We start from the raw sequence: 13,853 nt of genomic DNA, 5'->3' as shown, positions 1-13,853 counted from the left end.
TATGTCTGTTTTGTTCAGGAAAGGCGGGTAAGACCCGCACAGGCCTTGAAGGATTCGAGCCTCATGAAACGCTATTCCGCCTTTGCCATCGCCCGCGAAGCTTTTCGTCAGCACAGCGGCTGGACCCGCGCATGGGGGCAGGCCGAACCAAAGCCGCGCTATGATGTGATTATCGTCGGTGCTGGCGGCCACGGGCTGGCGACGGCCTACTACCTTGGCAAGAATTTCGGCATCACCAATGTCGCGGTGCTGGAAAAGGGCTGGCTGGGCGGCGGCAATACGGGCCGCAACACGACGATCATCCGCAGCAACTATCTGCAGGACCCCTCTGCCGCGATCTATGAAAAGGCGCGCAGCCTGTACGAGGGGCTGTCTCAGGACCTGAACTATAACGTCATGTTCAGCCCGCGCGGCGTGATGATGCTGGCGCAAACCCAGCACGAAATCCGCGGCTATCAGCGCACGGTGCATGCCAACAACTTGCAGGGCGTGACGACGGAATGGATCAGCCCCGCGCGGGTGAAAGAGCTGTGCCCGATCATGAACATCGACGGCCCGCGCTATCCGGTGCTGGGCGCACTGTGGCAAGCGCGCGGCGGCACGGCGCGCCATGACGCGGTCGCGTGGGGCTATGCCCGCGCCTGCGCCGATATGGGCATGGATATCATCCAGCAGTGCGAAGTCACGGGCGTCACGACTGAGGCTGGCAAAGTCACCGGCGTGAACACCACGCGCGGCGATATCAAATGCGGCAAGCTGGGCATGGTCGTCGCAGGCCACGCCAGCGTTTTGGCGCAAAAGGCGGGCTTTCAGCTGCCCATCGAAAGCGTCGCGTTGCAGGCCTTGGTCAGCGAGCCGATCAAGCCTTGCATGGATGTCGTCGTCATGGCGAACACGGTCCACGGCTATATGTCCCAGTCCGACAAGGGCGAGATGGTCATCGGCGGCGGCACGGACGGCTATAATAACTACACCCAGCGCGGCAGTTTCCATCATATCGAAGAAACCGTCCGCGCCTTGGTCGAAACATTCCCCATCGTCGGGCGGCTGAAAATGCTGCGCCAGTGGGGCGGGATCGTGGATGTGACGGGGGATCGGTCGCCGATCCTGTCGAAAACCCCGGTGGAAGGCATATTTGTCAACTGCGGCTGGGGCACGGGCGGCTTTAAGGCGATCCCGGGCTCTGGTTGGGCCATGGCAGAGCTGATGGCCAAGGGCGCATCGCCGCTGACCGAAGAGTTTTCGATGAACCGTTTCCGTCATGGCAAGTTCATCGACGAGAGCGTCGCCGCTGGCGTGGCGCATTAATCATGCAGTTTAAGAGCATGACGCAAGATCAGCCTGATATTTGTGCAAACCATGGGAACCAATGGCAAGGTTGCGACGTTTTGTCGCCAAATAGACCTTATCAGGAGCCCGCAACATGTCGGACTACAACAACAACACTGACCCAACCCGCCCGAACACGACAAACATCCACAACACGACCCCTGTCGTGGAAAAGTCCGGCAGCGGCACAGCCGTCATTCTGGGCATCGTGGTCATCGTTCTTGCCGTTCTGGCATTCTTGTTCTTTGGCGGCGACGGCGCTGGCACAACAGCCACGACCGACACCTCTGCTGCGGCCACGGCTGATGCAGTTGGCGATGCAGCGGCTAGCACCGCTGACGCAGTTGGCGACGCTGCTGCTGGCGCAGCCGAAGCGACTGGCAATGCTGCCGAAGGCGCGGCTGACGCGACGACTGGCAACTAAGACACCACAGATTACCCGCGACGCATTGGCCGCTCGGTTCCCCATGGGACCGGGCGGCCTTTCGTCGTTTTCGGCCCTCACTTCAAAGGTTATCCCATGCTGATCCTGCATTGCCCGCACTGCGACCGGATGGTCGATGAAACCGATCTGCACGCCGGCGGAGAGGCGCATGTGAAACGCTTTGGGCCCGGATCAGAGGCGGAGGAGTTCGAGAACTACCTCTTCATGCGCGAAAACCCAAAGGGTGTGCATTTTGAACGCTGGCGTCATGTTTACGGCTGCGGCAAGTGGTTTCTGGCCGCCCGCAATACGGCGACGCTAGAAGTCTACGGCACCTATTCCGCGCAAACGACGGAGCCGCCGCAAGCGATCCGCGACGCGATATCCGCAAAGCAACCGGGCTGGTCGTGGGGGACATTCCAATGAGGCTGCGCACAAACGGCAGGCTGGTCGCCAAAAACCGGCCAGTGCATTTTACCTTTAATGGCAAACGGTTGCAGGGCTATTCTGGCGACACGCTCGCCTCTGCCTTGTTGGCGAACGATCAACTGCTGGTCGGCCGCTCATTCAAATACCACCGCCCGCGCGGCCTTGTCGCCGCTGGCGCAGAAGAGCCGAACGCGCTGGTGGAACTGGGACGCGGCGACCGGCAGGAACCCAATGCGCGTGTCACGCAGGTCGAGCTGTTTGACGGCCTCGCTGCCCGCAGCCAGAACCATTGGCCAAGCCTTGAATTCGACGTCGGCGTCATCAACGCAAAGCTGTCGCGCTTTCTGCCCGCAGGTTTCTATTACAAGACCTTCATGCAGCCGCAGGCGTTCTGGAAACATGTGTACGAGCCGATCATTCGCGCCTCTGCCGGCCTTGGCCGTGCGCCGGAAACCGGCGACGATCACACCTACGAGCACTTTAACGTCACTGTGGATGTCCTTGTTGTTGGGGGCGGAATTGCGGGTCTGGCTGCGGCGTTGTCTGCGGGCCGTGCGGGTGCGCGGGTGCTGCTGGTGGAACAAACCTCTGGCTGGGGTGGCCGGGCTGTTGTGGACCGGCCCAGCATTGAAGGCATCAGTGCGCAGGACTGGGTGAATGCGACGCTGGCAGAGCTGCACGCCATGCCCAACGTCGATATGCGACTGCGCTGTCAGGGCGCTGGCGTGTTCGATCACGGCTATGCGCTGGCGCACGAACGTCTGACCGACCACGCGCCCAAACAGGGCGGTCCGCGTCAGCGGCTTTGGCGGATCAGGGCCGGACGCATCGTCACAGCGACGGGCGCGATTGAACGGCCTTTGTCCTTTGCTTACAACGATGTGCCGGGCGTTCTTCTTGCGGCTGCCCTGAGGGATTACGTCGTAAACTTTGGCGTCGCTGTCGGCGAACGCACTGTGATTGTCACCAATAACGACGATGCCTACCGCACCGCGATTGCCCTGCATGACGCAGGGCTAGACGTGCCCGCCGTGATCGACGCACGCACATCTGCGAAGGGCGAGCTGCCAGAGCAAGTGCGCGCCCTTGGCATTAAAGTGCTGACAAACAGCGGTATCGCAGCCGTCGATGGCGGTAAGCGCGTCACCGGGGTGCAGGTCTGCGCGCAGGACGGCGAAGGCACGGTCACGGAAACGATCCCCTGCGACTGCGTTGCCATGTCGGGCGGCTGGTCCCCCGTGGTGCACCTGTGGTCCCACTGCGGCGGCAAGCTGGTCTGGGACGAGCCGCATGCCTTTTTCCGCCCCGACGCGGATCGCCCGCCGCTGGGCGCGGACGGCGAAGGCTTCGTCATCGCGGTTGGCACTGCCAACGGCCATTTGTTCACCGCCGAGGCGATTGCCGACGGCTTTAGCGCCGGGCGCAAGGCAGCCAAGGTGGCGGGTCATACGCGCAAACCGGGCCAAGCCCCGATGGGCGACGATGTGGCAGAGGATGCGCTGACCCCGGTCTGGATCATGCCCGCGCAGGCCCCGTACAAGCTGCGGTCCAAGATGTGGCTGGATTACCAAAACGACGTCAAAGTCAGCGACGTGCAACTGGCCGCGCAAGAGGGCTTTCAATCCGTTGAGCACGCCAAGCGATACACCACGCTAGGCATGGCAACGGATCAGGGAAAGCTTAGTAATATCAATGGACTCGCGGTGCTTTCTAATGCATTAGGTGAAGCAATCCCGCAGGTCGGCACCACGACCTTCCGTCCGCCTTATACGCCGCTGCCGCTGGCCGCGATCACAGGTGTGGCGCGCGACGAGCTGTTCCAGCCGATCCGCAAAACGCCGGTCCACGCATGGCACGATGCGCAGGGCGCAGAGTTCGAGCCGGTCGGCCAGTGGCGCAGGCCCTATGCCTATCCGCGCGGGGACGAGACCGCCCATGACGCGGTCACGCGCGAGGTGGTGAACACCCGCGAAAACGTCGGCCTGCTCGACGCGTCCACCCTTGGCAAGTTGATCGTCAAAGGGCCGGACGCGGGCAAGTTTCTGGACATGATGTATACCAACATGATGTCCAATCTGGCCGTCGGCAAATGCCGCTATGGTCTGATGTGCAGCGAAAACGGCTTCTTGATGGACGACGGTGTTGTCGCCCGGATGGATGACGACACCTGGCTTTGCCACACTACCACCGGCGGCGCCGATCGTATTTTGGCGCATATGGAAGACTGGCTGCAGTGCGAATGGTGGGATTGGCAGGTCTATGTGGCCAATGTCACCGAGCAATACGCCCAATTCGCCGTTGTTGGCCCAAAGGCACGGCAGCTGTTGCAGGCGATTGGCGGCATGGCGCTGACCAAGGATGACCTGCCGTTCATGCAATGGGCAAGCGGGCAGATCGGCGGCTTTGACGTGCGGGTGTTCCGCATCAGTTTCTCTGGCGAGCTGTCGTATGAAATCGCCGTCGCCGCGGGCCAAGGGGCTGCGTTCTGGGATCTGCTGGTCAAGCAGGGCGAGGCTTTCGGCCTGATGCCCTACGGGACAGAGGCGCTGCACGTTCTGCGGGCCGAAAAGGGCTTTATCATGATCGGTGATGAAACCGATGGTACGGTCATTCCGCAGGACTTGAACCTGAACTGGGCGATTTCCAAGAAAAAGGACGACTTTTTGGGCAAGCGCGGCCAGCTGCGCAGCCATATGGTCGACCCGGATCGCTGGAAACTGGTCGGGCTGGAAACGGTGGATGGCTCGGTCTTGGCAGATGGCGCTTATGCGATGGCAGAGGGCGTCAATGCCAATGGCCAGCGCAACACGCAGGGGCGCGTCACATCGACCTATTATTCGCCGACGCTGAAAAAGGGCATCGCGATGGGGCTGGTGAAACACGGCCCCACCCGTATGGGCGAAGTGATCGCCTTTACCAAAGAAGACGGCGGGTTTGTCGATGCGCGCATCGTCGATCCAGTGTTCTATGACAAGGACGGAGAGAAGCAGAATGTCTGATCCCATCAGCGCCCTCAGCCTGCGGGCCACGCACGGCAGCGTCCAAGTCAGCGATACCGGCGTGCACGGCATGATTACCCTGCGCGGCGATCTGGCGTCCTCGAAAATCCGGTCGCTTTGCAAGGATCTGGTGGGCTTGCCAGCCCCTGCGCCGCGTGAAGTGCAGGTCAAAGGCGACGCCGCCGTGCTGTGGATGTCCCCGGACGAGCTGCTGTTCGTGCTGCCTTATGTCAGTGTGGCCGATAGCTTGGCCCGCATCGCCAAAGTGCTGAAAGGCCAACATCATCTGGCGGTCGACGTCTCTGATGCGCGCACCATGCTGCGGGTGGACGGGCCGTTCGCCCGCGAAGTCATCGCCAAGCTGGCCCCCGTTGATCTGTACCCCGGCGCATTCGGCGAAGGCCAAGTGCTGCGGTCCAGACTTGGGCAGATCGCGGCGGCTTTTTGGATGAGCGGTCCGCAAACGTTTGAAGTCATCTGTTTCCGCTCTGTCGCCGAATATGCCTTTGATTTGCTGGCTGCATCGGCGGCTGCGGGGCCAGTTGGGCACTTTCCACGCGGAACTTGATCCGCTTTCAGGGGTTGACCCTGCAGCTAATCGCGCTTCCATTCGCGGCAGCGAAATACACTTTATAAAAGGGGTCACATCATGGCTTTTGAACTTCCCGATCTTCCCTACGCCCACGACGCGCTGGCATCCAAGGGTATGTCCGCAGAGACGCTGGAGTATCACCACGATATCCACCACAAAGCCTATGTCGACAACGCCAACAAGCTGTTGATTGCCTCTGAATACGAAGGCATGTCGTTGGAAGACGCGATTACCAGCACCTACCAGTCCGGTGCCGTGGCGCAGAGCGGTCTGTTCAACAACCTGTCGCAACTGTGGAACCACAACCAGTTCTGGGAAATGATGACCCCCGACACTAAGGCAATGCCAAGCGAGCTAGAGCTGGCACTGGCCGAAAGCTTTGGGTCCGTCCAGAAGTTCAAGGACGAGTTCGCGGCTGCTGGCGCGGGTCAGTTCGGCTCTGGCTGGGCATGGCTGGTCAAGGACACCGATGGCGGCCTGAAGATCACCAAGACCGAAAACGGCGTGAACCCGCTGTGCTTTGGTCAGACCGCGCTGCTGGGCTGCGACGTGTGGGAACACTCCTACTACATCGACTTCCGCAACAAGCGTCCGGCTTACCTGACCAACTTCCTCGACAACCTGGTGAACTGGGAAAACGTCGCAGGCCGGATGTAATTCGCCTGCACTTAGACTAACAAGGGCCCGCGTTTTGTGCGCGGGCCTTTTGCTTTGGATGATGCCATGACCGACGTAAGCCTGCCCACCTTTGATCAAATCGCCGCTGCCGCCGCCGACATCGCGGCAGAGACGATCCGCACGCCTGTGCTGGCGCTGACCTCTGACCGCTGGCGCGGGATTTTGCCGGATGCGGCCAGCATCACGGTCAAGCTGGAACTGTTTCAGCAGGCCGGATCGTTCAAGGCGCGCGGTGTTTTGCTAGGGCTGCGCCGGCTCGACGCGGTGCAACGGCAGGTTGGCGTGGTGGCGGCGTCGGGCGGCAATCACGCGCTGGCGGTTAGCTGGGCGGCGCAGGCGGCAGGCGTTAGTGCCCGCATCGCCATGCCATCGACGGTGGACCCGCTGCGTATCGAAGGCTGCCGCGCGATGGGGGCCGAAGTCACGCTGTGCGACGACATGCCCGCCGCCTTTGCCGAAATGGACCGCGTTGTCGCGCAGGAGGGACGCGCGATCCTGCATCCGTTTGACGGCGCGCATATGACCCTTGGCGCAGCCGTCTGCGGCGCGGAATACGCGGCCCAAGCCCCCCAGATTGACACGCTGGTCGTGCCTGTCGGCGGCGGCGGCTTGATCGGCGGGCTGGGGCATGGGTTTAAGCTGGCGAACCCTGCTGTGCAGGTCATCGGGGTGGAACCGACCGGCGCTGACAGCATGACTCGCAGCCTTGCGGCAGGCCATCCTGTTGCGCTGGACAAGATCGCCACGATTGCTGACAGCCTGAGCGCGCCCAAGGCGATGCCTTATTCCTTTGCCGTGGCGCAGCAAGTTGTGGACCGCATGGTGCATGTGACTGACGCGCAGATGCGCGCCGGCATGGGGCATTACATGGACGTGCTGCGCCTGCTGGCGGAACCCGCCTGCGCCGCATCCCTTGCCGCAATCTGCGGGCCGCTGCGGGATGAATTGGCTGGAAAGCACGTGGGCATCATCGCCTGCGGATCCAACGTGTCTGTGGCGCGGTGGCAGACGGTGATGGCCGGGTAGGGCGGAACAATGCGCCCGCGCGGATCGTTGGTTTCCCAAGTGATAACCAAAGGAGATCCGAGCATGACACAGATCAAAAATGGCACATGGGTTGTGGTGGCTGACGGCGAAAAGGCACTCTTTTTGCGCAACATCACCGACGGGACCAACCCAAACCTAGAGGTGATCCGCAAAGAGGAGCAGGATAACCCCAAGGATATCGACCAATCCGCCAACCGCCCCGGCCGTGTTGGCCAATCCGCCAATCCGGGCAAGTCGGCCTATGACGACACCGATTGGCACGAGCTGGCCAAGGACCGCTTTGCCGCTGATCTGGCAGATATCCTGTATGAGCGCGCCCATAAGGGCAAATTCGACAGTCTTGTGCTGGTCGCCAGCCCCGGCGTGCTGGGCGAATTGCGCGGGCAGTTGCATCAGGAAGTCACCGACAAAATCGTCGGAGAGATCCCCAAGACCCTGACCAACCATCCGGTCAAGGATATCGAGGACATCGTGAAGGCCGACCTCGTCGCCTAATCCGACCTTGTCGCACCAACAGATCAGAGGCCGCCTGCGAAACACGCGGGCGGCCTTGTCGTTTCGCCTTGTGACCGCCGCCGATTTCGAAGCAGATGGGCGCGACTGATCAAGGCCGTTCCCATGCGATTTTCCCCAAGCGTTCAAGGCGTGCTCGCCCTTATTCTGGCCTGCACGGTCTGGGGGCTGTCACCGCTGTATTATCACCTGCTGGCCCATGTCCCCCCGCTAGAGGTGCTGTGCTATCGCACGGTCTGGTCGCTGATCTTTCTTGGCGCATTGCTGGCGGTGCAGGGGCGGCTGGGTCTGGTCGCGGCCGCATTGCGCGACCGGCGCACCATGTTGCTGATCGTGGCCTCTGCTGTGACCATCTCTTTGAATTGGTTCGGCTTTATCTACAGTATTTCCATCGGCAACGCGCTAGAGGCGTCACTTGGCTATTACATTTTTCCGCTGGTCGCCGTCGTGCTGGGCTGGCTCCTGTTTCGCGAAAGCCTAAGCCGGGCGCAGATCGCGGCCGTCCTGCTGGCCGCTGTCGCCGTGATCGTGCTGACAATCGGCCTTGGCGTCGCGCCGTGGATCGCGCTGGGGCTGGCGCTGACCTTTGGTGCCTACGGCGTGCTGAAAAAGGGCCTTGATCTGGGCGGCGTGGTGTCGGTCACGGCAGAGGTCGCGGTGCTGGCCCCGCTGGCGCTGCTTTGGCTGATCTTTCGCGGCACCGAAATTGGCAATCACGCGATGAACTGGCCCGATATGGCGCTGCTGGCCTTATCGGGCATCCTGACCGGGGTGCCGCTGATCCTGTTCAGTTTTGCCACGCGGCGGCTGCGGCTGTCGACGGTCGGCCTGCTGCAATACCTGAACCCGACGCTGCAATTTGGCTGCGCCGTGCTGTTCTTTGGCAATGTGCTGACGCCGTGGCACGCCATCGCCTTTCCGATGATCTGGGCGGCGTTGGCGCTGTATTCGGTGTCCACTATCGCATCGGATCGCCGCGCACGGCGGCGGGCGCGGGCGGTGATCTGACCGCGCAAATGTGTGTTGCGCGCGCCATCGCTTGAAATCCTTGCACCGACGGACGCTTGCAGCGGCCAGCGCTTTGCGCCAGCCTGTCTTTGGGCGGGATTCCGCCAAGACGGGATCGCTGGGGGGCGAAGGATTATGGCAAATAACACAGCACGGTTGATTGGCGGCGCAGGGGCGGCGGTGGCGCTGGCCGTCTTCGTGATTGCGCTTTTCCCCCGCGATGTGCCGCAGGTGGACGATGTGCCCGCTGCCGCGCCAGCTCAAGCGGCAGACACCGTTCCAGAGGCCGCGCCTGTGATGCAGGCGGCTGGCCCCACCGTCGATACCTTTTTGCTAGGCCCGGACGGGGTCGCGGTTGTCGCTGGCCACGCCGCGCCCGGCGCTGAAGTCACCTTGCTGCTAGAGGGAGAGGCGATTGCAACCGCGACCGCCGACGGCGCGGGCAGTTTTGCCACCACGGCAGAGGTCACGGCATCGGATACGCCCCGCAGCCTGACATTCGCTGAAAACGGCGCGGCCCCCAGCGGTGAAGCTGTGCTGGTCCGCCCCGGCACCGGCGCACCAGTAGAGCCAGTTGTGGTCGCAGAGGCTGAGGCTGCAATTGTCGAAGCGCCGGTCGCGGAAATTGCGGTGCCATCAGAGCCAGCAGAGGCCGCCGTCGCTGAGGCCGCGCCAACCGCGACTGAAACGCCCGCCATCGCCAGTGCAGATGCGCCTGCCGCAGCAGAGGCGACAGCGGCCGTCGCAGAGGCCCCCGCGCAACCCACCGTCGTCGTCGATAATCAAGGCGCGCGGGTCTTAGGGCCGGGGCCGCAGGTTATGGACCGCGTCGCGCTGGACGCGATCACCTATGACACGGCTGGCGGCGTGCAATTGGCGGGGCGTGCGCCCGGCGATGGGAACTTGCAGGTCTACGTCGATAACGAACCTGTCGTCGCTGGCCCCGTGGGCCCGCAAGGCGACTGGCGCGTGACCCTGCCGGACATCAACGCTGGCACCTACACGCTGCGTATCGACGAGGTTGCACAGGACGGCACCGTCGCCAGCCGCGTGGAGACGCCATTCCGGCGCGAGGAGCCGGGCAATGTTGCCGCGCTTCAGGGGGATACGGGCGCTGCCACGCAGACTGTGCAGCCGGGCAATACGCTTTGGGCGATTGCCCGCGACAACCTTGGCGACGGCATCATGTATGTCGATCTTTTTGCGGCGAACGCCGATCAAATCCGCGATCCTGACCTGATCTATCCGGGGCAGGTCTTTGTCATCCCGGGCCGCTAGGGCGCTGGCCATCGCCCGCCCACCTGCCTAGGTAAGGGCATTAGCCAAGGAATTTTCATGCGCCGCCTGTCCAAAACCGATGCCAATTTCGACCCTAACGCCAAAATCGAAGGCTGGAACGTCATCAGCCGGGTTGCGCCATACCTTTGGCCCGCGGGCGACAAGAACACCAAAATCCGCGTCGTTGCCGCCATCAGCGTTCTGTTGGTTGCCAATGCCATCGCAGTCGGCACGCCGTTTTTATACAAAGCCGCCGTCGATGCGCTAGCGGCAGAGGCGCGGGATGATACGTGGCTGATCGCCCTAGGGGCCGTTTGGTTGACCGTGCTTTACGGCGTATCGCGGCTGGCCACGACAGGCCTGACGCAGTTGCGCGACGTGATTTTCACCCCGGTTGGCCAGCGGGCGCTGCGCACATTAGCGCTGGAAACCTTCACCCATATTCACCGCCTCTCCATGCGCTATCACATCACGCGCAAGACGGGCGGGCTGTCCCGCATCATCGAGCGGGGCGTCAAAGGCGTTGATTTCCTGATGCGATTCCTCATCTTCTCGATGGGGCCGCTGCTGTTGCAGCTGATCATGATTTCCGTGGTTTTGTTCTTTAATTTCGACGTCTGGTATATGGTCGTCGTTGTGGTGACGATCGCGCTTTACGTTTGGTTCACCTTTGCGGTGACAGAATGGCGCGTGAAGATCCGCAAGGTGATGAACGATCAAGACACCGACGCCAACCAAAAGGCGATCGACAGTCTGCTGAACTTTGAGACTGTGAAATACTTTGGCGCAGAGCGGTGGGAAGCCGCGCGCTATGACGGCGCGATGAAGCAGTATGAAACCGCTGCAGTACGCACAAACTATAGCCTCGCGTTTTTGAACTTTGGCCAATCGCTGATTATCACAGCGGGTCTGGTGATCGTTATGGTGATGGCCGCGATGGGCGCGCAGGCGGGCAATCTGACCGTTGGCGATTTCGTCATGGTAAACGCCTATATGATCCAGATCACGATGCCGCTGAACTTCCTCGGCACCGTTTACCGCGAAATTCGCCAAGCCTTGATCGATATGGGCGGCATGTTCGACCTGCTGGAACAACCAGCAGAGGTCGTGGACAAGCCCGGTGCCGCCGCGCTGAAGGTCACCGGCGGCCAAGTCACACTGCGCGATGTGCATTTTGGCTATGACGCGGCGCGCCCCATTCTAAAGGGCGTCGATCTGGATGTGCTGCCGGGGCAAACCGTGGCAATTGTCGGCTCTTCTGGGTCTGGCAAGTCGACGATTGGGCGGCTGCTGTTCCGGTTCTATGACGTGACCGGCGGGGCCATGCTGATCGACGGGCAGGACGTGCGCGACGTGACGCAGGAAAGCCTGCACGCGCAGATTGGCGTCGTGCCGCAGGATACGGTGCTGTTTAACGACACGATCCACTACAACATTGCTTACGGTCGCCCGGCGGCGAGCGAGGCTGAAATCCGAGAGGCGGCGCGGGCGGCCAATATCCACGACTTTATCATGAGCCTGCCCGACGGCTATGACACGACCGTAGGCGAGCGCGGGCTCAAGCTGTCGGGCGGCGAAAAGCAGCGCGTTGGCATTGCGCGCACCTTGCTGAAAAACCCGCCGATCCTGCTGCTGGACGAGGCGACGAGCGCCCTTGATACCGATACAGAGCGGGAAATTCAGCGCGAGCTGCGTCAGATGGGGCAGGGCCGCACGGTCATCACCATCGCGCACCGCCTGTCCACCATTCAGGACGCCGACCGCATTGTTGTCCTTGAGGATGGCGAGATCGTCGAGACCGGCACCCACGACGCGCTGCTGGCGCAGGCTGGCCGCTATGCCCATCTGTGGAATCGCCAAAGCGAGGAAGAGGACGCGGCGTGAGCGCCAAAGACTATCCCACAACACCGGACGGGCGCTATTTCGTGGCCAAAGGGCGGATGTGGCGCAAAACGAACCCGGCGCTGGATGACACCGCGCGGCGGGCGGCGGTCAAGGCGCTTATGCAGGCGCGCCGCGGCGTGGGGCAGGCGGATAACGAAGATGCCACCCGCGCGGCCCGCGATAAGGTGGACGCGGCCAAGCGGGCCTTGGGCGAGCGCGGGCCGGTCTGGTGGGACGACGGTGCCCCGGACGAGGGCGGCAAACACCCCAAAAATACCAGCTATGCGGATTGGTGGGCGGGGCTGGATGCGGCGACGCAGCAGGTTGGCCTAAGCTGACCCTGTGCGCTATCGCGCAGAGCGGCCGCAGGCGCGGGCGATTGCGCGGCGCGGGGACGCAGCGTAGCTATGGCAAAACCACCCATAGATCAGGACGTTTCCATGTCACTTTTTCATATGGCCCTGATCCTGGGCCTTTTGTCTGCTGTCGGCCCCTTTGCGATCGACATGTATTTGCCCGCGATGCCCGCCCTTGCGGCATCGCTGGGTGTCACTGAAACCGCGGCCCAGCTGACATTAACCAGCTATTTCGTCGCCTTCGGTTTGGCGCAGCTGGTCTATGGCCCTTGGTCGGACCAGTCGGGGCGCAAGCGGCCTTTGTACGCGGGTCTGGCCATTTTCATCGTCGGCAGCACCATGGCGGCGCTGGCACCGACAATCGGCGCTTTGGTCGCGGCCCGCGCGGTGCAAGGCATCGGTGGCGCAGTGTTGATGGTCGTGCCGCGCGCCGTGATCCGCGATTCTGCGACCGGCACTGACGGGACCAAGATGATGGCCATGGTCATGCTGGTGATCTCGGTCTCGCCGATGCTGGCACCGTTGGCGGGCTCTGGCCTGATCCAACTGGGCGACTGGCGCCTGATTTTCTGGGTGCTGTGCGGCGCGGCGGTTGTCGCCTTGCTGATCACGGGATTTGCCTTGCCTGAAACGCTGGCCCCGGCGCAGCGTCAGAAGATCCACATGGGATCATTGCTGGCCAGCGCTAAGGTGCTGTTGACGGACCCGGTGTTCATGGGGCTGACCTTCATCGGCGGCTTTGGCATGGCGAGCTTTTTCGTCTTCATCGCCTCTGCATCCTTTGTTTACGTCGACCAGTTCGGCCTGACGCCAACCGGCTTTTCGCTGGCCTTTGCGATCAACGCCGTGGGCTTCTTTTCCGCTAGCCAAGCCGCGGGCCCGCTGGGCGAACGGTTTGGCATCGTGCGCCTGATGCGCTGGGGCGTGATGGGCTTTGCTGGCTTTGCGGTCGCCTTGCTGGCGCTGGTGCTGGCTGGTTTTGTGTCGCTGCCGATCATCGTAGCGGGCCTGTTTTTGGCGAACGCCTGCCTTGGCCTTGTGATCCCGACGACGATGGTCATGGCGCTGGACGCCCATGGCCGGATCGCGGGCCTAGCATCCAGCCTTGGCGGCACGCTGCAGATGGTGGCTGGCGGCGTGATGATCGCGCTGACGGGGCTGTTTTTTGACGGCACCGCGCTGCCGATGGTCGCGGCGATTGCGCTGTGCGCTGTCGCGGCCTTGGTGCTGGCGCTGATGACACTGGGCCGGGTGTCGCGCGCGCAGATGGTCTGACCCCACGCCTTAACCGCAACTTAAAGGCCCGGGCGCAAATC

Annotated in this window: 13 protein-coding genes; all 13 read left to right on the top strand. The window is 62.4% G+C overall.

Annotation, left to right across the window (positions count from 1 at the left end; genetic code table 11):
- The first annotated feature begins 63 nt into the window (after window positions 1-63).
- The 13 genes from KBW81_RS09250 to KBW81_RS09190 all read left to right on the top strand — a co-directional run bounded on the left by KBW81_RS09250 (window position 64) and on the right by KBW81_RS09190 (window position 13,812).
- A complete protein-coding gene (locus tag KBW81_RS09250; RefSeq protein WP_090187377.1) occupies window positions 64-1,308 on the top strand; it encodes a sarcosine oxidase subunit beta family protein in 1,245 nt (414 codons plus the stop codon).
- Between the two features lie 115 nt (window positions 1,309-1,423).
- Entirely contained in the window at window positions 1,424-1,753 is a 330-nt protein-coding gene (locus tag KBW81_RS09245; protein WP_254246962.1) for a hypothetical protein, read from the top strand.
- A 96-nt stretch (window positions 1,754-1,849) separates the two neighbouring features.
- Complete coding sequence (locus KBW81_RS09240; RefSeq protein ID WP_090187382.1) at window positions 1,850-2,179, top strand: sarcosine oxidase subunit delta; 330 nt, start codon at window positions 1,850-1,852, stop codon at window positions 2,177-2,179.
- Window positions 2,170-5,181 (top strand): sarcosine oxidase subunit alpha family protein, encoded by a 3,012-nt coding sequence (locus KBW81_RS09235; protein ID WP_411914386.1) that lies wholly within the window; start codon window positions 2,170-2,172, stop codon window positions 5,179-5,181. Before KBW81_RS09240 ends, KBW81_RS09235 begins: the two co-directional genes overlap by 10 nt.
- Window positions 5,174-5,749 carry a sarcosine oxidase subunit gamma gene (locus tag KBW81_RS09230; RefSeq protein WP_254246960.1) on the top strand — a complete coding sequence of 192 codons (576 nt, stop codon included), beginning with the start codon at window positions 5,174-5,176 and terminating at the stop codon, window positions 5,747-5,749. The genes KBW81_RS09235 and KBW81_RS09230 overlap by 8 nt, the downstream gene beginning before the upstream one ends.
- 81 nt (window positions 5,750-5,830) lie before the next feature.
- A complete protein-coding gene (locus KBW81_RS09225) occupies window positions 5,831-6,430 on the top strand; it encodes a superoxide dismutase (RefSeq protein WP_090187391.1) in 600 nt (199 codons plus the stop codon).
- A 66-nt stretch (window positions 6,431-6,496) separates the two neighbouring features.
- Entirely contained in the window at window positions 6,497-7,477 is a 981-nt protein-coding gene (locus KBW81_RS09220; RefSeq protein WP_254246959.1) for a threonine ammonia-lyase, read from the top strand.
- A gap of 63 nt (window positions 7,478-7,540) precedes the next feature.
- Window positions 7,541-7,993, top strand: coding sequence for a host attachment family protein (locus KBW81_RS09215; RefSeq protein WP_090187393.1), 453 nt, complete (start codon window positions 7,541-7,543; stop codon window positions 7,991-7,993).
- A 123-nt stretch (window positions 7,994-8,116) separates the two neighbouring features.
- Window positions 8,117-9,019 carry an EamA family transporter RarD gene (gene rarD / locus KBW81_RS09210; protein WP_254246958.1) on the top strand — a complete coding sequence of 301 codons (903 nt, stop codon included), beginning with the start codon at window positions 8,117-8,119 and terminating at the stop codon, window positions 9,017-9,019.
- Between the two features lie 135 nt (window positions 9,020-9,154).
- Window positions 9,155-10,297, top strand: coding sequence for a LysM peptidoglycan-binding domain-containing protein (locus KBW81_RS09205; protein ID WP_254246957.1), 1,143 nt, complete (start codon window positions 9,155-9,157; stop codon window positions 10,295-10,297).
- A gap of 57 nt (window positions 10,298-10,354) precedes the next feature.
- Window positions 10,355-12,181, top strand: a complete 1,827-nt coding sequence (locus tag KBW81_RS09200) for an ABCB family ABC transporter ATP-binding protein/permease (RefSeq protein ID WP_254246956.1) — start codon at window positions 10,355-10,357, stop codon at window positions 12,179-12,181.
- Window positions 12,178-12,519 (top strand): hypothetical protein, encoded by a 342-nt coding sequence (locus KBW81_RS09195; protein WP_254246955.1) that lies wholly within the window; start codon window positions 12,178-12,180, stop codon window positions 12,517-12,519. The genes KBW81_RS09200 and KBW81_RS09195 overlap by 4 nt, the downstream gene beginning before the upstream one ends.
- A gap of 102 nt (window positions 12,520-12,621) precedes the next feature.
- A complete protein-coding gene (locus KBW81_RS09190; RefSeq protein WP_090187407.1) occupies window positions 12,622-13,812 on the top strand; it encodes a multidrug effflux MFS transporter in 1,191 nt (396 codons plus the stop codon).
- Window positions 13,813-13,853: the final 41 nt, after the last annotated feature.

The organism is Loktanella salsilacus (genome assembly GCF_024206795.1).
In the GTDB taxonomy this organism is placed as follows: Bacteria; Pseudomonadota; Alphaproteobacteria; order Rhodobacterales; family Rhodobacteraceae; genus Loktanella; species Loktanella salsilacus.
Note: the sequence above shows the minus strand (reverse complement) of the source record. Positions and strands in the feature narration are given on the sequence as shown.